Genomic DNA, 18,849 nt, shown 5'->3' with positions numbered 1-18,849 from the left:
TCCGCCACCAACCTCACACACCCGTCTCCCGTCCCGCGATGGATCACGGGCGTCAGCCGTCTTCCTGGTACAGAAGCGTAAGCGTACCGAGAAGACTGCCTACCACGGCCGGGAACCAGGCCGCCACCGGTGCGGCGACGAGTCCGGACGCGCCGAGCCCCTCCATGACCTGTCGGACCACGTAGAGGGCGAAGCCCGCCGCCACACCGCCGAGGACGAGTTTACCGACCCCACCAAAGCGGAAGAACCGTAAGGAAACGGTTGCGGCGACGATCACCATCGCCAGGAACAGGACCGGTCGCGCCCACAGGACATCGTACTGAAGACGGTATCGGGTGGCGTCGAGACCGGCCCGTTCGGTCCGTGCGATGGTTGTGGGAAGTTGCCAGAAAGGCACAGATTCCGGGGGGGTGAAGCGCTGCCGGACCTGCCCGGGGTCGAGGTTCGAGGCGATCAGGTAGGTGTCGAACGACTCGGGCGGCGCGTCCGGGGCGAGCAGGCGCACGTCCGAGAGCTCCCAGTAGCCGTCATGGAGCGTCGCCCGAGCGGCCATGATCTGCTCGGCGAACTTGCCGGCCGCATCGAAGGTGAAAACCGAGACGCCGGCCAGCGTGGTTGTGCCCTCGATGGCGGTCTCGGCCCGGATGATCGCCTCGCCGTCGAGGCCGCGCTGGCGGATCCAGAGGTCCTTGCCGGAGCCGGCCTTGGTCGATTTGGCGAAAATCTTCGCCTCGATCTCGGTGGAGCGCTGCTTCAGCAGGGCCGAGACCGGGTTGTAGATCCCGACCGCCACCGCCCCGAGCGCCAGGGCCACGAAGAAACCGGGCTGGAGGAACTGCCACGCAGAAATTCCGGCCGCCCGGGCGACCACCAGTTCCAGCTTGCGCGAGAGCTGGAGCAGGGCGGCCATCGAGCCGAACAGGACCGCGAAGGGCAACACGCCCTCGGCCACCGCGGGGGTGCGGTAGAGCGAGAGCTGCGCCATCAACCCGGTGGAAGCGCCCTCGGCCTCGCCGGCGCGGCGCAGCAGCTCGACGAAGTCGAGGGTGTAGACCAGGGCGAACACGGTGACGAAGACGCCGAGCACCGTGCGGGCGAACCGGGCGGCGAAGTAGCGCCCGAGGGTCGGACCGATCAGCATCGGGGGCTCAGCGTGCCGGGACGAGGCGCGGGGCGCGGAACAGGGCGCGCAGGGCGCCCGCCAGCGCCACGTTGTAGGCACGCACCCGCGGCCCGAAGAAGATCAGCAGGCACGACAGAGCGATCGCCAGGATCGGCGCCCCGTAGATCGCCGTCACCGCCCCGGCGCTGCGCGTGGCCGCGCTCACCGCGGCGAAGCCCGCGATCCGCAACCCGACCACGGCCAGGATCGCCCCGGCGATGGCCAGCCCGCGGCCCTGGCGGGTGGTGCGCGGGTCGCCGAGTGCCGCGAAGGCGATGAAGACGAGGGCCAGGGGGTAGAGGCAGGCCGAGAGCCGGTCGTGGAGTTCCGCCCGGAACCGCCCCTTCTGGAGCTTGTAGTAGCCCTCGGTCTGGTCGGGGAACAGGAGCTGGGCGGTCGAGCGCTCGCGCGGCTTGTAGACCGTGTCGGAATCCGGCGGCGCGAAGGCCGCGAGGTCGATCGTGTAGCGCTCGAAGGTCAGGATCGAGGAATCCCGAGAGTCCTTCTGCTGCTGGTGGACGCTGCCGTTCTCCAGGATCAGGAAGCTCTGCCCGTCGATATCGGCGGCGGTGCCGCGATCGGCCAGGTAGACCTTGGTCTTGCCGGCCTCCCGCCGGTCCTGGATGAACAGGCCTTTGAGCACGCCGCCCGGCCCGCGCTCGCGGAAATGGAAGGTGATGCCGTTGTCGAGCTGGGTGAACTGGCCCTCCTTGACGACGTTCGCGATGAAGTCGCCCCGGACCCGAGTGATCACGTCGCGCAATTCCTGGAAGCTCGCCGGCATCACCACCAGCACCAGGAAGCCGACCAGAAAGCTCACGAACAGCGCCAGGGTCAGGAAAGGCCGCAGCAGCGCGCGCGGGGGCATGCCGGCCGCCGACATCACGATCAACTCAGAGTCGCCGTTGAGCTTGTTCAGCGCGTAGACGGCGCCGATGAACAGGGCCACGGGCGCGATCACCACGATCAGCGTCGGCAGCGACAGCCCGGTGACGAACAAGAAGACCAGGAGCGTCTGCCCCTTGGCAGTCACCAGATCGAGCTCGCGCAGGGCCTGCGTCAGCCAGATCGTGCCGGTGAGGCCGATCAGGCAGGCGAGGCTGGCGCCCAGGGCGATCCGAAAGATGTAGCGCTCGATCTGCCTCATTGGCCCGGCAGTCCCGCCCGTTCCCTCGCCCCCGGGCTCGGCAGGGACCCGACAAAAGGGGCGATTCCAGGGCTGTCGCGCCGCGTTGCGTTTGCCGCCTCACCGGCTACACAGAGCGGACCACGCCCTGCGGCACGGCCCGAGCGTGGGAACGGCTGCGGAACATTGGGCAGGACGACGGGTATGGCGGACGGTATCGAGATCGGTTTCGGCCCCCTGGAGCAGGGCGGCCAGGGCCCGGGGGGATCGGGCGATCTCGTGGTGTTCGTCGGCGACGACCTCGCCCTCGGATCGGCGGCGCGCACGGCGCTCGGCAGCGCGGGCGCGGACCTCGTGGCGAAGGCTGCGGCCTCGGAAAAATTCAAGGGCCGCTCGCTCAGTGCCCTGAGCCTGCCGGCGCCGGCGGGGGTCCATGCCGACCGGCTGGTGGTGGTCGGGCTGGGCTCCGAGAAGGACCGGGCTAAGATCGACTGGCCGGTGCTCGGCGGCTTCACCGCCAGCAAGGTCTCGAGCCGCTCGGCCCGGGTGGTGCTCGATTGGCCGGGCACGACGGTGAGCGCCGAGCAGGCCGGCGAGTTCGCCCTCGGGGCGCGCCTGCGCACCTACACGTTCGACCGCTACAAGACCAAGAAGAAGCCCGACGCCGAGGAAAAGGGCGGCACCGCGCTCACCCTGCTGCTCGCCGAGCACGGCACGGCGTCGCGCGAGGGCGAGGCTGCCCGGACCCTGTCCGAGGGCGTGATCCTGGCCCGCGACCTCGTGAACGAGCCGCCGAACGTGCTCTTCCCGGAAGAGTTCGCCCGGCGCGCCTCGGAGCTGTCGAAGCTCGGCGTCGAGATCGAGGTGCTGGAGCCGGCCAAGATGCGTGAACTCGGCATGGGCGCGCTCCTCGCCGTGGCGCAGGGCTCGGTCCGCGAGCCGCGGGTGGTGATCATGCGCTGGAACGGCGGCCCGGCCGGCGAGGCGCCCATCGCCTTCATCGGCAAGGGCGTGGTGTTCGATTCCGGCGGCGTCTCGATCAAGCCGGGCGGCGGCATGGAGGACATGAAGGGCGACATGGGCGGCGCGGCCGCGGTGGTTGGCGCGCTCCACGCGCTCGCGTCCCGCAAGGCCCGCTGCAACGTCGTCGGCGCCATCGGCATCGTCGAGAACATGCCGGATGGCGGCTCCTACCGCCCCTCCGACATCATCACCTCTATGTCCGGCCAGACCATCGAGGTGATCAACACCGACGCGGAAGGCCGCCTCGTGCTGGCCGACGTGATCACGCACATCGTCCGCAGCGCCAAGCCGAAGGCCATGGTCGACCTCGCGACCCTGACCGGGGCGATCATCGTGGCGCTCGGCCAGGACATCGCCGGGATGTTCTCCAACGATGACGCGCTCGCCGCCAACATCAACGCCGCCGGCGAGGCCACCGGCGAGAAGGTCTGGCGGATGCCGCTGATCCCGGCCTACGACAAGGCGATCGACTCCAAGTTCGCCGACATGAAGAACACCGGCGGCCGCCACGGCGGCGCTGCCACCGCGGCCTCGTTCATCAAGCGCTACGTCGAGGAGGTGCCGTGGGCGCATCTCGACATAGCGGGCGTGGCGATGTCGTCGAACGCCAGCGAGATCAACCGCAGCTGGGGCGCCGGCTGGGGCGTGCGCCTGCTCGACCGGCTGGTGCGGGACCATTACGAGGCGCGGTGAGGCGGATCGCGGGCGCGACGCTACCGCGCCCGCGGGACTCGACCGAGGCTAGCTCAGTCGTGACTCACGCCTATCCAACCCACCCCCCTCATCCTGAGGTGGCGACGCGCAGCGGCGCCCTCGAAGGAGACTTCCAGGGATCGCGTGGCTGGCTGGAGGGCTCCTTCGAGGCTCGCTTCGCTCACGCCTCAGGATGAGGGGGGGTGGGTTGGAGGAGCGCCGATCAAGCGTCGTGGAGCGGAGCCGTCGCGCATGACCGGACGCATGTGTCTGTGAGAACCACAAAAAGAAACCTCCTCGCAGCGGCGATCCCGATCCTGGCCATGCTCGCCGCGCTGGCGCTGGTGGCAGTCACCGGCCTCAGCCAGCGCTCGGGCGTGCCGGAGGCGTTCGAGCCCTGGATCTACGGCTACTTCATCACTCGCTATCCGCTCTTCGCCCTCGCGCTGGTCTACGGGCTCGCGCATCTCGCGACGGTGGCGGCCGGCCCGGGGCCGGCGTCCGCACTCCGAAGACTCCTGTTCGCAACTGCCGGCGCCGCGGCCCTCGTCGTGGTCGGGCTCTACCCGACCTTCGGGGGGCTGATCCTGCGCGGCGGCTTCGCCACCGGCGGGATGGCGTTCCTGACCCATCAACCCCTGTGGCTGGCCTACGGGCTCGGCGCCGGGGTCGCGGCGGCGCTGTTCGGCGGGATCCTCGGCCTGTTCGCGATCGCGGCCAACCGGCCCCTCCGCCCGAGTCTCCGGCGAATCGGGGCCGGCCTGCTGGCCTTCCTGGCCCTCTGGTTCGGCGCCTGCGTGATCGGTCTCTCCGGCGATCTCGGGATCGGGGCCTGGCCGCGCCGGGCCTTCCGCCCTGCCGAGGCGGGCCTCGCCGCGCTGCTGCTCGTCGTCGCCGCATTGCCGCACGCCCTGCTCACGACATTGAGCCGGCTTCGCCGAAGCGCCTGAGGCCGCCGCCTTGCTAGTGGCCGCCCGTTCGCCCACAGTCGGGCGGTTCTGCGTAGGGACGGGACGCGGCCGTCGAGAGCCGTGCCCGCGGGAGACGACGCGATGCGCGAGGCCAGCGTGATCGAACAGGGCACGGCGGCGCGCCGGCATGGGTCCGAGCCGGATCCCGCCTTCACGAACCTGTCGCCGCGGCCGTGGCTCGCTTCTTACCCGCCAGGCGTCCCGGCCGAGATCGATGTCGAGTCGCTCGGCACCCTGGTCGATCTGTTCGAGACCAGCGTCACCGCCTTCGCCGATCGCCCGGCGATCCTGTGCTTCGGCTCGACCCTAACCTATGCGAGCCTGGGCAAGCAGGCCCGGGCACTCGCCGCCTGGCTGCGCGCGCAGGGCCTCGCCAAGGGCGACCGCGTCGCGATCATGCTGCCGAACGTGCCGGCCTACGCGGTGGCTTTGTTCGGCGTGCTCTCGGCCGGCGGGACGGTGGTCAACGTCAACCCGCTCTACACGCCCCGGGAATTCGCACAGCAGATCAACGATTCCGGCGCCCGGTTCCTGATCGTGCTGGAGAATTTCGGCGCGACCGTCGCGGGCGCTCTCGCGGATGTCACGCTGGAGCGCGTCCTTCTCGTCGGCCCGGGTGACGGGCTCGGGCTCAAAGGTCACGTGATCAACCTCGCCAGCCGCCACGTGCGCAAGGCCGTGCCGCCGTTTCGACTGCCGGAGGGGCTGGCGCTGCCGTTCACGACGGCCCTGCGCCGGGGCAGCGGCATGCCGCACGCCTCCGTGCCGGTCGATCCGGAGGATCTGGCCTTCCTGCAATATACCGGCGGGACCACGGGGGTCGCCAAGGCGGCGATGCTCACCCACCGCAACGTCATGGCCAATGTCGAGCAGTCGCAGCTGTTCTTCAATTCGAAGGATCCGAGCATCCTCCGCTGCGCCGTCACGGCCCTGCCGCTCTACCACATCTTCGCGCTGACGGCCTGCTTCTTCCAGTTCATGCGCAACGGCGGGTCCTGCCTGCTGATCCCCAATCCGCGCGACTGCGACGGCATGGTGAAGACCCTGAGCCGCCACCGCTTCACGCATCTGATGGGCGTGAACACGCTGTTCAACGTGCTGATCAACCACCCGAAGATCCACACGGTCGATTTCTCCCATCTCGATTTCGTGGTCGGCGGCGGGACTGCGGTGCAGCGGCCGGTGGCCGAGCGCTGGAAGGCGCTCACCGGCAACACCATCCTGGAGGGCTACGGCCTGTCGGAGACGTCGCCGGTGGTGAGCGCCAACCCGCCCGGCATGAAGGAATTCTCCGGGACGATCGGCTTCCCGTTCCCGTCCACCGAGGTCTCGATCCGCGATGCCGCCGGCAAGCCGGTGCCGCGGGGCCAGCCGGGTGAGATCTGCGTGCGCGGCCCCCAGGTGATGCGCGGCTACTGGAACAAGCCGGAGGAGACCGCACGGGCGATGACGTCGGACGGCTTCTTCCGCACCGGTGACATCGCCGTGATGGAGCCGGACGGCCAGATCAAGATCGTCGACCGGATGAAGGACATGATCCTCGTCTCCGGGTTCAACGTCTACCCGAACGAGGTCGAGGAGGTGCTGGCCGCCCATCCGGGGGTGCTCGAATGCGCCGTGGTCGGTGCGCCGAGCGAGGAGACCGGCGAGATGGTCGTGGCCCACGTGGTCATGAAGGATCCGGCCGTTTCGACCGACGCCCTGCGGGCCCATGCCCGCACCCAGCTCACCGGCTACAAGGTGCCCCGCCGGGTGGTGCTGCACGACGCGCTGCCCAAGACCAATGTCGGCAAGGTGCTGCGCCGGGTCCTGCGCGACGAGACGCCCCCGGGCTGAGCCTGTCTCGCCCGCGGCGGATCGTCATCGCCACGACAGGTAACCGCCCGTCCCCGATCGCCGAATGGTGAGCCTGCGGCGCTTGCGCCCCTGTCGGCCCCGGCCGATCTGTGGGTTGTTCGCGCAGAACAGGCGAGGAGACGGCGATGGTGATCCGAAGCAGGCGCGGGTGGGAGATCCCGGAGAGTCAGGCTACGCCCGAGGCCGTTTTCCTCAACCGGCGGGCTCTGATCGGCGCCGCGGCCGGGCTCGCCGCCGGCTCCGTGCTCGGCGGCCGGAGCGCCTTCGCGGCGACCGACGCGACACTCTATCCGGCGCCGCGCAACCCCGCTTACACCCTCGACCGGCCGCTGACCCCGGAGCGGTTCAGCGGCGACTACAACAACTTCTACGAGTTCGGCACGTCCAAGACGGTGCTGCCGGCCGCCAACGCGCTCAAGACGCAGCCCTGGACGCTGAAGATCGACGGCCTCGTCGAGAAGCCGTTCGAGATCGGCGTCGACGACCTGATCCGGAAGATCGGCCTGGAGGAGCGGCTCTATCGCCACCGCTGCGTCGAGGCGTGGTCCATGTCGGTGCCGTGGACCGGTTTCCCCCTCTCGAAGCTGGTGGCGCTCGCCAAGCCGACATCGGGCGCGAAGTACATCCGCTTCGAGACCTTCATGGACAAGGCGATGGCGCCCGGACAGCGCGCCTTCTACTACCCTTGGCCGTATATCGAGGGGCTGACCCTGGCCGAGGCCGGCAACGACCTCGCCTTCATGGTCACCGGAATCTACGGCAAGCCGCTGCCCAACCAGTTCGGCGCCCCGATCCGCGTTGCGGTGCCGTGGAAATACGGGTTCAAGTCGGCCAAATCGCTGGTGAAGGTGTCGTTCACTGCCGAGCGCCCCAAGACCTTCTGGGAGGGGCTGCAGGCCTCGGAGTACGGCTTCTGGGCCAACGTGAACCCGGCGGTGTCGCACCCGCGCTGGAGCCAGGCTTCGGAGCGCGTGCTGGGCACCGACGAGCGCGTGCCGACGCTGATCTACAACGGCTACGGCGAGCAGGTCGCGGGGCTCTACAAGGGCCTGGAGGGCGAGCGGCTGTTCGTGTGAAAGACCAAGGGATCCCAAAGGGCCTGTGGCCTAGACCTTTCGAGATGTTGGACCCGGACCGTCCCGCCTCCCGCAGGCACCGGATCCTCGCAGTGTCAGTTCCATCAACCGCCCTGTCATTCCGGGGCCGCGAAGCGGAGCCCGGAATCCAGAACCATAGGTGGAGCTAGCTTTTGCACCGTCGGCGGCTCTGGATTCCGGGCTCGCCTGCGGCGCCCCGGAATGACGGGATGGCGGCTGAACTTACAGAGCCGGTTCCGAACGCACGGCCCTGATGCCTCAGGGCCTATTTGACCGGTCATTCCTATTCTCAACCTCATCCTGAGGCGGCGTAGCGGAGCGGAGCCCTCGAAGGAGCCCTCCAGCCGGCCGGGCGATCCTTGGAGGGCTCCTTCGAGGCTGCTGCGCAGCACCTCAGGATGAGGGGTGAGATGAGGATCTCCATCGATCAGAAACGTCATTCGACTGTGATCGCGCAGTCAAACTGGCTCTCAGTCTCTCATCACAGTGGCGATCAGTAGGTCCAGCGCTGCGCCTTCGAGACCAGGAAGTCGCGGAAGGCCTGAACCCGGGCGACCGAGCGCATTTCCTCAGCATAGACCAGATAGCTCTCCAGGCTCGGCATCTCGGTGTCGCGCAGGACCTGGGTGAGCTGCTGGTCGCCGTCCACCGCGTAGTCGGGCAGGATGCCGATGCCGGCGCCCGCCTCCATGGCCCGCTGGAGCGCGCCGATATTGTTCACGGTCAGGTGGACGCTGCGCCGGTCGCGGCCCTCGCGCCCGGCATCGGCCAGCCAATGGGCCGCCAGCAGGTAGGACGGCTCGTTGCCGCCGAACGAGACCAGGCGGTGATCGTCGAGTTCCTCGATGCTCTTGGGCTCGCCGAAGCGCTTGACGTAATCGACGCTCGCGTAGGCGTGGTAATGCACGGTGAACAGCCGGCGCTGGATCAGGTCCGGCTGGGCCGGGCGGCGCATGCGGATCGCCACGTCGGCCTCGCGCATGGCGAGGTCGAGCTCCTCGTTGGTCAGGATCAGCTCGATGCGGACATCCGGGTAGAGGTCCAGGAACTCGCCGACCCGTTGCGACAGCCACGAGGTCCCGAGCCCCACGGTGGTGGTCACCTTGAGGTCGCCGGTCGGCCGCTCGGAGGTCTCTACCAGCCGCGCCCGGGTGTTCTCAAGGCGCAGCTTCATGTCCCGGGCGGCGCGGAACAGCAGGTCGCCCTGCTCGGTCAGGATCAACCCGCGGGCGTGGCGGTGGAACAGCGGTGCCTTCAGCTCGCGCTCCAGGGCGCTGATCTGGCGGCTGACCGCCGACTGGCTGAGGCCGATATCGTCGCCCGCCTTGGTGAAGCTGCCCGCCTCCGCGACGTTCAGGAAGATCCGGATCTTGTCCCAATCCAAGGCGAGAACCCCCACCAACGCGAATCCGCACCCGACGCCCGGCTCGGACCGAGCCGCACTTGCGTCGGGCGATGGACCAGGCGATGCGCGTGCGACCGACGCCAAGGGGGCGCGGCCGGCGCTGCAGGGGCATGCAACGATTGCAGCCCTGCCCGGTCAGAACCCCTATGCGCCCGGCGCATGGTCGGATGCAAGCGCTGAGATCGCGATCTTGTTGACAGGCCTTTGGTCCAACAGGGCGGAGCGGTCCGCGCTGCGTGGTCTCACTCCGCCGCAGCGGCCTGGAGTGGCGTCTCGCCGATCTCCAGGTTGGCGAGGAATTTCTCCGCTTCCAGGGCCGCCATGCAGCCCATGCCGGCGGCCGTAATCGCCTGCCGGTAAACGTCGTCGGTGACGTCGCCCGCGGCGAACACGCCGGGGATCTCGGTCTCGGTGGTCCCGGGCTTCACCGACAGGTAGCCGCCGTGGCGCATCAGCAATTGGCCCTCGAAGATCGCGGTAGCCGGCTGGTGGCCGATCGCCACGAAGATGCCGTCGGCCGGCACGTCGCTGATCTCGCCCGAGCGCGGGTCCTTGAGCCGGACATGGGTGACGGTCGCGGCCGGCTTCTGGACGCCGCAGATCTCGGCGACCTCCCGGTGCCACAGCACCTCGACATTCGGATGCTTGAACAGCCGCTCCTGAAGAATCCGCTCGGCCCGGAAGCTGTCACGGCGATGCACGACCGTGACCTTCTTGGCGATGTTGGCGAGGTACAAAGCCTCCTCGACGGCGGTGTTGCCGCCGCCGACCACCACGACCTCCTTGCCGCGGAAGAAGAAGCCGTCGCAGGTCGCGCAGGCCGAGACGCCGCCGCCCTGGAACGCCGCCTCCGAGGGAAGGCCGAGCCACTTCGCCTGGGCGCCGGTGGCGATGATCAGGGCGTCGCAGGAATAGGTCTCACCGGAATCGGCCACCAGCCGGAACGGCCGCTGCTTGAGATCGACCGAGGTGATGTATTCCGAGACGATCTTCGTCCCGACATGCTCGGCCTGCAGCCGCATCTGCTCCATGAGCCACGGCCCCTGGATCGCCTCGGCGAAGCCGGGATAGTTCTCGACATCCGTGGTGATCATCAGCTGGCCGCCGGGCTGGAAGCCGGAGATCAGCAGCGGCTCGACCATCGCGCGGGCCGCGTAGATCGCGGCCGTGTAGCCGGCCGGGCCGGATCCGACGATCACGAGCTTGGCGTGCGTGTGGGCCATCTCTCTCGTTCCCTTCAGACCGAATCCGCAATGCGGTGCGCAGCGTAAGCCTTGGCGAGCGCCTCGGCTATCACCGGGGTGGCGTCGATCGGCTTGTACGGCAGGTCGACTAAGCGACCGGTGAACGGCCGCAGCGCACCCGCGATCGCCAGGCCGGCGAACATCCGCCGGTGCCGGATATAGGTGCGCGGCAGGTCGAACAGCAGGACCGGCGCACCGGTCGCCACCGCCTCGCTGACCATGTTGGCCGAATCCGATGTGACCACGATCGCCTCGGCGAGCGCCAGCATGGCGACGTAGGGGTTGTCGCCGGTGCCGTCCCACAGGAAGCCCCCGGTCTCGGCGGTCAGTGTCTTGACCGCGTCGCGCAGCGGGTTGGGCGTCCGGCGTGAGATTGTCACCATCAGCCGGCAGCCCTGATCGATCAGCCCGCGCAGTTCGGTGACGAGGCGCTGCATGTCGGTCTTGCGGTAGCTCAGGTGTCGGCTGTCGCCGCCGACCAGCACCGCCACCCGTGGGCCGTCGAGGCTGGCGAGCCGCGGATCCGGATGAGCGCGGGCCTGAGCCAGTCGGGCGGCGGTGACGAGGTGCGGCGCAGTCAGGGTGGTGAAGACGTTGGGGCCGCGCAGGTCGTCGTAATCCGGCACCCAGATGAAATCGGCGCTGTCCGCCCCGGTCCGCGGATCCTTGAGGAAGGCCGTGAAGGTCCGCCCCTGCGTCGCGTTGCGCAGCGCTCGGAGATACGGCACCGCCCGGCGGCCCGAGGCGATCAGCAGGTCCGGATAGGGTCCGGACAGGGCGCCGTTGCGGCGGCGCGGGCTCTCGCGCGGATCGATCGGCCCCCAGGGGGCGATCCAGCCGAACGGCCCCGCGGCCGGCACCTGGCGGATCTCGAACGGGACCCCGAGGGTCTCGGCGATGCCGACGCACTGGTTCTCGTCGCCGGCCTTGCCGTCGGTGATGATCCAGGCCCGGGCCTGGGACAGTTCGGGAAGGGGCTCGCGCCGCGCGGATGTCTGGGCCGGGAGGGCGGGCTTCGCCTCCGACACGTCGATGCTGCTCATCGGAAACGCCTTACACCGCAGGCCGGGCTTGGGCTAATCCCGCGGCAGATCGCGGGCGAGCCACTGGGCGTAGATGTCAGCGATGGCCGCCAGACGCCGCGCCTCGAAGTCCGGGGCGTACCAGGCGCCGCCATAGCTCGACGGCGTCGCGGTCATCTGCGGGTGCCGCCCGAGCACCTGGCCGTTGCGGCCGACGAGCAGCGCCTCGCCCTCTAGGTAGTCGGTCTCGAAGTTGCCGCCCCGGCCGCGGAACGCGCCGCCGCCGACATAGGGCCGCAGCGACAGGGCCTTCACCACGACGACGAGGCGGGGCCCGCCGCCACCGATCCGGTCGGCCAAAGTCTTGCGCAGGGCTCCGGTCAGGTCGGCGGCCAGCGCCTCGGCCTGGAAGCCGGCGCCGGCAGCCCGCAGGGGCCGCACGTCGACCCGGACATCCGAGAAGAGGGCGGTCGGCGGAAAATCGCCGGCCGCGGCTGCTGCCCCCGCGAAGCCGCAGAGGACGAGGCCGGCGAGCCGGCCCCAGAGACGCGATAGCATGCGCTCAGCCGCCGAACTGGACGCCGACGACCTCGTAGGACTTGCCGCCGCCCGGCGTCGTGACCTCGACCGTGTCGCCGACCCCCTTGCCGATGAGCGCGCGGGCGATCGGCGACGTGATCGAGACGCGCCCGGCATGCACGTCGGCCTCGGGCTCGCCGACGATCTGGTAGGTCTTCTCTTCCTCCGTGTCCTCGTCCACGAGTTTCACGGTGGCGCCGAACTTGATCTTGTCGCCGGACAGCTTCGAGACATCGATGATCTCGGCACGCGCGATCATGCTCTCGAGCTCCATCACGCGCCCCTCATTGTGGGACTGCGCCTCCTTGGCGGCGTGATACTCAGCGTTCTCGGACAGGTCTCCGTGCGCGCGGGCCTCGGCGATCGCCGCGACGATGCGCTGGCGCTCTACCTGCTGGCGGTGCTTCAGCTCCTCCTCGAGAGCCGCGAAACCGCGTACCGTGATCGGAACCTTGTCTATCGTCATCGTCTCGCGCCACAATGAAGAGGCCCGGCCGAGAGTGGAGCACTCTCCCCGGGCCACGAAGTTAAGTCAGCGGGACCCTGAGGCTCAGGCCGCGAAGTATTCTTGCAAGGCGCGAACCTGGAGATCGCCTTCTAGATAGGCCTTGATCCCTTCGGCCGCCGCCATCGCGCCGGCTAGAGTGGTGTAATACGGCACCTTATGCAAGAGGGCCGCACGCCGGAGCGAGCGCGAGTCCGAGAGCGCGCCGGCGCCCTCCGTCGTGTTCAGCACGAGCTGGATGTCGCCGTTCTTGATCGAGTCGACCACGTGCGGCCGGCCCTCCAGAACCTTGTTCACGCGCTCGGCCGGCACGCCGCTCTCGACCAGGAATTTCTGCGTCCCGCCGGTCGCCAGGATCGAGAATCCGAGATCGGAGAGGAGCTTCACGCTCGGCAGGATCCGGGCCTTGTCGGCATCGCGCACCGAGACGAACACCGTGCCGGAGCGCGGCACCTGCGTGCCCGAGCCGAGCTGGCTCTTGGCGAAGGCCACGCCGAAGCTGGCATCGAGCCCGATCACCTCGCCGGTGGAGCGCATCTCCGGTCCGAGCAGCACGTCGACGCCGGGGAAGCGCGCGAACGGGAACACCGCCTCCTTGACCGCGATATGGGCCAGCTCCTTGCGCTTCAGGCCGAAGCTCGCGAGCTTCTCGCCGGCCATCACCCGGGCGGCGATCTTGGCGATCGGCTCGCCGATCACCTTGGCGACGAACGGCACGGTGCGGGAGGCGCGCGGGTTCACCTCCAGCACGTAGATGTCGCCGTCCTTGATCGCGTACTGCACGTTCATCAGGCCGCCGACCTTCAGGGCCAGCGCCATCGCGGTGGTCTGGCGCTCCAGTTCCGCGATGGTCTCCGGGGAGAGCGAGCGCGACGGCAGGGAGCAGGCGGAATCGCCCGAGTGGATGCCGGCCTCCTCGATGTGCTCCATGATCCCGGCGATGAACACGTCCTGCCCATCGCAGACCGCGTCCACGTCGATCTCGGTCGCGTCCGACAGGTAGCGGTCGAACAGCAGCGGGTTCTTGCCCAGCACCGTGTTGATCTGCCCGGTCTTGTCGTTCGGGTAGCGGGCGACGACGTCGGACGGGATCAGGCTGGGCAGGGTGCCGAGCAGGTAGTCGGCGAACTGGCTCTCGTCACGGATGATCGCCATGGCGCGGCCGCCCAGCACGTAGCTCGGGCGCACCACGAAGGGCAGGCCGAGCTCAGAGGCGATCAGCCGGCTCTGCTCGACGGAATAGGCGATGCCGTTCTTCGGCTGCTTCATGCCGAGCTTGTCGAGGAGCCGCTTGAACTGGTCGCGGTCCTCGGCGAGGTCGATCGCGTCCGGGGAGGTGCCGAGGATCGGCACGCCGGCCGCCTCGAGGGCCCGGGCGAGCTTGAGGGGCGTCTGGCCGCCGAACTGAACGATGACGCCGTGCAAGGTTCCGGCCTGCCGCTCGGTCTCGATGATCTCCAGCACGTCCTCGGCGGTCAGCGGCTCGAAATAGAGCCGGTCCGAGGTGTCGTAGTCGGTGGAGACCGTCTCCGGGTTGCAGTTGACCATGATGGTCTCGTAGCCGGCCTCCGACAGCGCGTAGCAGGCGTGGCAGCAGCAATAGTCGAACTCGATGCCCTGGCCGATCCGGTTCGGGCCGCCGCCCAGGATAATGATCTTCTTGGCATCCGTGGGTCGCGCCTCATCGACGACCGTGCCGGCGAAGGGGGCCACGTAGGTCGAGTACATGTAGGCGGTCGGCGCCTTGAACTCGGCCGCACAGGTGTCGATGCGCTTGAACACCGGACGCACGTCGAGCGAGCGGCGCAGGGCGCGCACGTCCGCCTCCTCGGTCTTCGCCAGCACGGCCAGGCGCGCATCGGAGAAACCCGCGGCCTTGAGCTGACGGAACGCCCCGGGGGTGCGCGGCAGGCCGTGGGCCTTCACCCGGTTCTCCAAATCGACGATCGCCTGGATCTGCTCCAGGAACCACGGATCGACCTTGCAGGAGGCGTGGACCTCCGCGTGGCTGACGCCGAGCCGCAGGGCCTGGGCGATCTTGAGCAGACGGTCCGGCGTCGGAACGCCGAGCGCCGCCTTGATGGCGTTGTGATCGTCGCCGCGGCCCAGCCCCTCGATCTCGATCTCGTCGAGGCCCGTGAGCCCGGTCTCCAGCGACCGCATGGCCTTCTGCAGCGATTCCGCGAAGCAGCGGCCGATCGCCATCGCCTCGCCCACCGACTTCATCGCGGTGGTCAGGGTCGGCTCGGCGCCGGGGAATTTCTCGAAGGCGAAGCGCGGTATTTTGGTGACGACGTAGTCGATCGTCGGCTCGAACGAGGCCGGGGTCGCGCCGCCGGTGATGTCGTTGGCGATCTCGTCGAGCGTGTAGCCGACCGCGAGCTTGGCCGCGACCTTGGCGATCGGGAAGCCCGTGGCCTTCGAGGCGAGCGCCGAGGAGCGCGAGACACGCGGGTTCATCTCGATCACGATCATCCGCCCGTTCTCGGGGTTGATCGCGAATTGCACGTTCGAGCCGCCGGTCTCGACGCCGATCTCGCGGAGCACCGCCAGCGATGCGTCGCGCATCACCTGGTATTCCTTGTCGGTGAGCGTCAGGGCCGGGGCGACGGTGATCGAGTCGCCGGTATGCACGCCCATCGGGTCGATGTTCTCGATGGAGCAGACGATGATGCAGTTGTCCGCCTTATCGCGGACGACCTCCATCTCGTATTCCTTCCAGCCGAGGACGCTCTCCTCGATCAGGACCTCGTTGGTCGGGGAGGCGTCGATGCCGCGCTCGACGATGTCGAGGAATTCCTCGCGGTTGTAGGCGATGCCGCCGCCGGTGCCGCCCATGGTGAAGGACGGGCGGATGATCGCCGGCAGGCCGACCTCGGCCAGCGCGATCAGGGCCTGCCCGAGGGCATGCTCGCCGTAGCGCTTGCGCCGCTCGGACTCGCCAGACTGCCACTTGCGCTCGAAGGCCGCGATCGCCGCGGCGCGCGCCTGCTGGTCGGGGTTGGCGGCCTCGATCTTGGCGATCTCGGCCAAAAACTTCTCCCGGTCGGCCTTCTTGGCCGCGGAGGCGTTGGCGAGCGCCGATTTCGGGGTGTCGAGCCCGATCTTGGTCATGGCGTCCCGGAACAGGCTTCGGTCCTCGGCCTTGTCGATGGCCTCGGCCGTGGCGCCGATCATCTGCACGCCGTACTTGGCGAGCACGCCCATCTTCTGCAGCGACAGGGCGCAGTTCAGCGCCGTCTGGCCGCCCATGGTCGGGAGGATCGCGTCGGGGCGCTCCTTCTCGATGATCTTGGCGACGATCTCCGGGGTGATCGGCTCGACATAGGTCGCGTCCGCCATGTCCGGGTCGGTCATGATCGTCGCCGGGTTCGAATTCACCAGGACGATCCGGTAGCCCTCCTCGCGGAGCGCCTTGCAGGCCTGGGTCCCGGAATAATCGAACTCGCAGGCCTGCCCGATGATGATCGGCCCCGCACCGACGATGAGGATCGAGGAAATGTCGGTGCGCTTGGGCATCTGCGGCCTTTTCAGGCCAAGCGCGCCCGGTCGGGCACGGCTCGGATCGGCCCTGCTCCCGGACGCGCGTGGCGGGATTGTCGTTGAACGCCGCGTTTACACGGGGGATCGGCGCATTGGAAGGCCGGGGCCGGGCGGCCGTTTCCGGACCCTCCGCGCCGACGCTCGCCATCCTTGTGTCAACGTCGAATAATTCTCAAGTATCCGAGAGATCATCCGCGGCGTTGCGGAGTCTTTTCGCGGGTCATAAAGCTCCAGCGATCGACGGATCCGCCGATTAAAACGATACCAATTCGAGATAGACGATGATCAGGGAAACGTTCAGCGCGGCGATGCTTCTGCTCGGCGCGGCAGCGGGGGCGCAGGCCACGGAAGTCTCCATCAAGACGCTCAACAGCGGCCCGGGCGGGATGATGGTCTTCGATCCGGCCTTCGTGAAGATTCAGCCCGGGGACACGGTCCGGTTTGTGCCGACCGACAAGGGCCACAACGCCGAGCTCATCAAGGGGATGGCGCCCGAGGGCGCGCCGAGCTTCAAGACCGTGGTCGGCAAGGAGGAGACCGTGACCTTCGAGAAGCCCGGCCTCTACGGCTTCAAGTGCGCGCCGCACTACATCATGGGGATGGTCGGCCTGATCGAGGTCGGCGACAAGCCGGAGAACCTCGAGGCCGCCAAGGCGGTCCAGCATGGCAAGCTGGCCGCCAAGCGCTTCGAGCCGCTGTTCGAGAAGGTGCAGTAGGGATCCGGCGGGGGCGGCCCGCCGCCCCCGCTCAGAAGCCGGCGTGAAGCGCGGCGAGCGCCCGGTCGATGGACAGATAAAAAATCCCGAAGGCGACCAGGGCCGCGGCGGCGAATTCCAGCGCCACGTTCGAGAGCGTCTGCGCCCGGCGGAGCATCTCGCGGCCGAAATACAGGGACACCCAGGCGAGCACGAGCACCGCCGGCATGGCGAACAGGTAGGAGACCGTGCTCTCGACCCGGTCGAGACCGGCAGCCGGATCGATCAGCGCCCGGATGTTGCGCACCCACGGGGCATAGAGGGCGGCGTAAAGGGCCGTCGCCCAGGCGAGGCCGGACGCGATGCCGAGATGGACCATGAACGTGCGGTGCAAGCGGGAGAAGTCGTCGCGTGCCTCGTCGATGGTCATCCGGCAATCCCCTTCGGACGAAACCGCCATGCGCGGTCCGTCGAGGGGTTCCTTAGACCTCCGGAATTCGCAGATTCTGTGACCCCGGCGCGGCCTGAATGGGACCGCGCCGCACCTCGCGTATCAGGCGTCGGCGGCCTTCTCCGGCTCGCCGGAGCGCATCAGCGTGACGAAGCGCTCGAACAGGTAGTGGCTGTCGCGCGGGCCGGGCGAGGCTTCGGGGTGGTGCTGCACCGAGAAGGCCGGCCGGTCGGTCAGGGTGAGGCCGCAATTCGAGCCGTCGAACAGCGAGACATGGGTCTCCACCGCGCTCGCCGGCAGGCTCGCCGGATCCACCGCGAAACCGTGGTTCATCGACACGATCTCGACCTTGCCGGTGGTCTTGTCCTTCACGGGGTGATTCGCCCCGTGGTGGCCCTGGCCCATCTTCACGGTCCGGCCGCCGAGCGCGAGGCCCATCAGCTGGTGCCCGAGGCAGATGCCGAAGGTGGGCACCTTCTCGTCCAGCAGCTTGCGGATCACCGGCACGGCATAGGTGCCGGTGGCCGCGGGATCGCCGGGGCCGTTGGAGAGGAACACGCCGTCGGGCTTCAGCGCCAGGATGTCCTCAGCGCTGGTGGTGGCCGGCACCACGGTCACGTCGCAGCCGGCCTGGGCCAGCAGCCGCAGGATGTTGCGCTTCACGCCGTAATCGATCGCCACGACCTTCAGGCCGTCGCGGGTCCCGCGCTTGCCGTAGCCATCGCCGAGCGCCCAGATGGTCTCCGACCATTCCGAGGTTTCGCGGCTGGTCACCGGCGGCACGAGGTCCAGACCCTCCATGGGGGCCAGGGCCGCGGCGCGGGCCTTCAGCGCTTCGCGGTCGAACCGGCCCTCGGGATCGTTGGCGATCACGGCGTTGGGCATGCCGTGGTCGCGGATGCGGGCGGTCAGCGCCCGGGTGTCGATTCCGGTGATGCCGACGATCCCACGAGCGTCGAGCCAGCCGTCGAGATGCGACGAGGAGCGCCAGCTCGACGGCTTGGTGACCGCCGAGGCGATCACGGTGCCGCGTACGCCGGAGGCCGGCGCCGCCTCCAGGCTCTCCAGATCCTCGTCGTTGGTGCCGACATTGCCGATATGCGGGAAGGTGAAGGTGACGATCTGCCCGGCATAGGACGGGTCGGTCAGGATTTCCTGATACCCGGTCATCGCCGTGTTGAAGCAGACCTCGCCGTCGGCGATTCCCGTCCGGCCGATGCCGAAGCCTTCCAGGATGGTCCCGTCCGCCAGCACCAGCAGCGCTGTCGCGACGGGCTCGGCCCAGGGCTCGGGGGCAGCGGGTTTGGAGGCCTGCGCGGCGGCGTCTTGCAGCATCGGGTCGGTCTCGCTTATGTCCGGCCGAAGGCAGGCACCGCGTTGCGGCGCGCTCGGCTGGCGGCATGATCGTGTGCGGCGCTCTTAACGAGCGGCCCGCGATGGGGTCAATGTGGCCCTGTGGCCGAAGCCGCTCAACAC

Annotated in this window: 15 protein-coding genes; 5 read left to right on the top strand and 10 right to left on the bottom strand. The window is 68.8% G+C overall.

What is annotated here, in order from left to right:
- Positions 1–52: 52 nt before the first annotated feature.
- The gene (gene lptG / locus MKL20_RS16735) at positions 53–1,141 is read right to left on the bottom strand and encodes an LPS export ABC transporter permease LptG (protein ID WP_244037606.1); all 1,089 of its coding nucleotides are present in this window, start codon (positions 1,139–1,141) and stop codon (positions 53–55) included.
- A 7-nt stretch (positions 1,142–1,148) separates the two neighbouring features.
- Entirely contained in the window at positions 1,149–2,309 is a 1,161-nt protein-coding gene (gene lptF, locus MKL20_RS16730; protein WP_244037605.1) for an LPS export ABC transporter permease LptF, read from the bottom strand.
- A 183-nt stretch (positions 2,310–2,492) separates the two neighbouring features.
- Between lptF and MKL20_RS16725 the strand changes: the two genes are divergently transcribed.
- The 4 genes from MKL20_RS16725 (at position 2,493) to msrP (ending at position 7,908) form a co-directional block, all read left to right on the top strand.
- Complete coding sequence (locus MKL20_RS16725) at positions 2,493–4,004, top strand: leucyl aminopeptidase (RefSeq protein WP_244037604.1); 1,512 nt, start codon at positions 2,493–2,495, stop codon at positions 4,002–4,004.
- 266 nt (positions 4,005–4,270) lie between these two features.
- Positions 4,271–4,954 carry a hypothetical protein gene (locus MKL20_RS16720; RefSeq protein WP_244037603.1) on the top strand — a complete coding sequence of 228 codons (684 nt, stop codon included), beginning with the start codon at positions 4,271–4,273 and terminating at the stop codon, positions 4,952–4,954.
- 102 nt (positions 4,955–5,056) lie between these two features.
- Positions 5,057–6,811, top strand: coding sequence for an AMP-binding protein (locus tag MKL20_RS16715; RefSeq protein ID WP_244037602.1), 1,755 nt, complete (start codon positions 5,057–5,059; stop codon positions 6,809–6,811).
- 146 nt (positions 6,812–6,957) lie between these two features.
- On the top strand, positions 6,958–7,908 hold the full coding sequence (gene msrP, locus MKL20_RS16710) for a protein-methionine-sulfoxide reductase catalytic subunit MsrP (protein ID WP_244037601.1): 951 nt from the start codon (positions 6,958–6,960) through the stop codon (positions 7,906–7,908).
- Between the two features lie 514 nt (positions 7,909–8,422).
- Here the strand turns inward: msrP and MKL20_RS16705 are convergent.
- The 6 genes from MKL20_RS16705 to carB form a co-directional block, all read right to left on the bottom strand.
- Complete coding sequence (locus MKL20_RS16705) at positions 8,423–9,313, bottom strand: LysR family transcriptional regulator (protein ID WP_243949111.1); 891 nt, start codon at positions 9,311–9,313, stop codon at positions 8,423–8,425.
- 263 nt (positions 9,314–9,576) lie between these two features.
- A complete protein-coding gene (gene trxB / locus MKL20_RS16700; protein WP_244037600.1) occupies positions 9,577–10,557 on the bottom strand; it encodes a thioredoxin-disulfide reductase in 981 nt (326 codons plus the stop codon).
- A gap of 14 nt (positions 10,558–10,571) precedes the next feature.
- Positions 10,572–11,621 (bottom strand): mitochondrial fission ELM1 family protein, encoded by a 1,050-nt coding sequence (locus MKL20_RS16695; protein ID WP_244037599.1) that lies wholly within the window; start codon positions 11,619–11,621, stop codon positions 10,572–10,574.
- A gap of 33 nt (positions 11,622–11,654) precedes the next feature.
- Complete coding sequence (locus tag MKL20_RS16690; RefSeq protein ID WP_244037598.1) at positions 11,655–12,158, bottom strand: hypothetical protein; 504 nt, start codon at positions 12,156–12,158, stop codon at positions 11,655–11,657.
- A gap of 4 nt (positions 12,159–12,162) precedes the next feature.
- Positions 12,163–12,639 carry a transcription elongation factor GreA gene (gene greA / locus MKL20_RS16685; RefSeq protein WP_187277678.1) on the bottom strand — a complete coding sequence of 159 codons (477 nt, stop codon included), beginning with the start codon at positions 12,637–12,639 and terminating at the stop codon, positions 12,163–12,165.
- 90 nt (positions 12,640–12,729) lie between these two features.
- A complete protein-coding gene (carB, locus tag MKL20_RS16680; RefSeq protein ID WP_244037597.1) occupies positions 12,730–16,203 on the bottom strand; it encodes a carbamoyl-phosphate synthase large subunit in 3,474 nt (1,157 codons plus the stop codon).
- 305 nt (positions 16,204–16,508) lie between these two features.
- Between carB and MKL20_RS16675 the strand changes: the two genes are divergently transcribed.
- Positions 16,509–16,943 carry a pseudoazurin gene (locus MKL20_RS16675; RefSeq protein ID WP_244037596.1) on the top strand — a complete coding sequence of 145 codons (435 nt, stop codon included), beginning with the start codon at positions 16,509–16,511 and terminating at the stop codon, positions 16,941–16,943.
- A 31-nt stretch (positions 16,944–16,974) separates the two neighbouring features.
- Here MKL20_RS16675 and MKL20_RS16670 read toward each other — a convergent pair whose 3' ends face one another.
- The gene (locus tag MKL20_RS16670; RefSeq protein WP_244037595.1) at positions 16,975–17,352 is read right to left on the bottom strand and encodes a hypothetical protein; all 378 of its coding nucleotides are present in this window, start codon (positions 17,350–17,352) and stop codon (positions 16,975–16,977) included.
- A 123-nt stretch (positions 17,353–17,475) separates the two neighbouring features.
- Positions 17,476–18,708, bottom strand: coding sequence for a glutamine-hydrolyzing carbamoyl-phosphate synthase small subunit (gene carA / locus MKL20_RS16665; RefSeq protein WP_244037594.1), 1,233 nt, complete (start codon positions 18,706–18,708; stop codon positions 17,476–17,478).
- Positions 18,709–18,849: the final 141 nt, after the last annotated feature.

The organism is Methylobacterium sp. E-066, from assembly GCF_022829635.1.
Taxonomy (GTDB): domain Bacteria; phylum Pseudomonadota; class Alphaproteobacteria; order Rhizobiales; family Beijerinckiaceae; genus Methylobacterium.
This window is presented reverse-complemented; position numbering and strand designations above follow the sequence as displayed.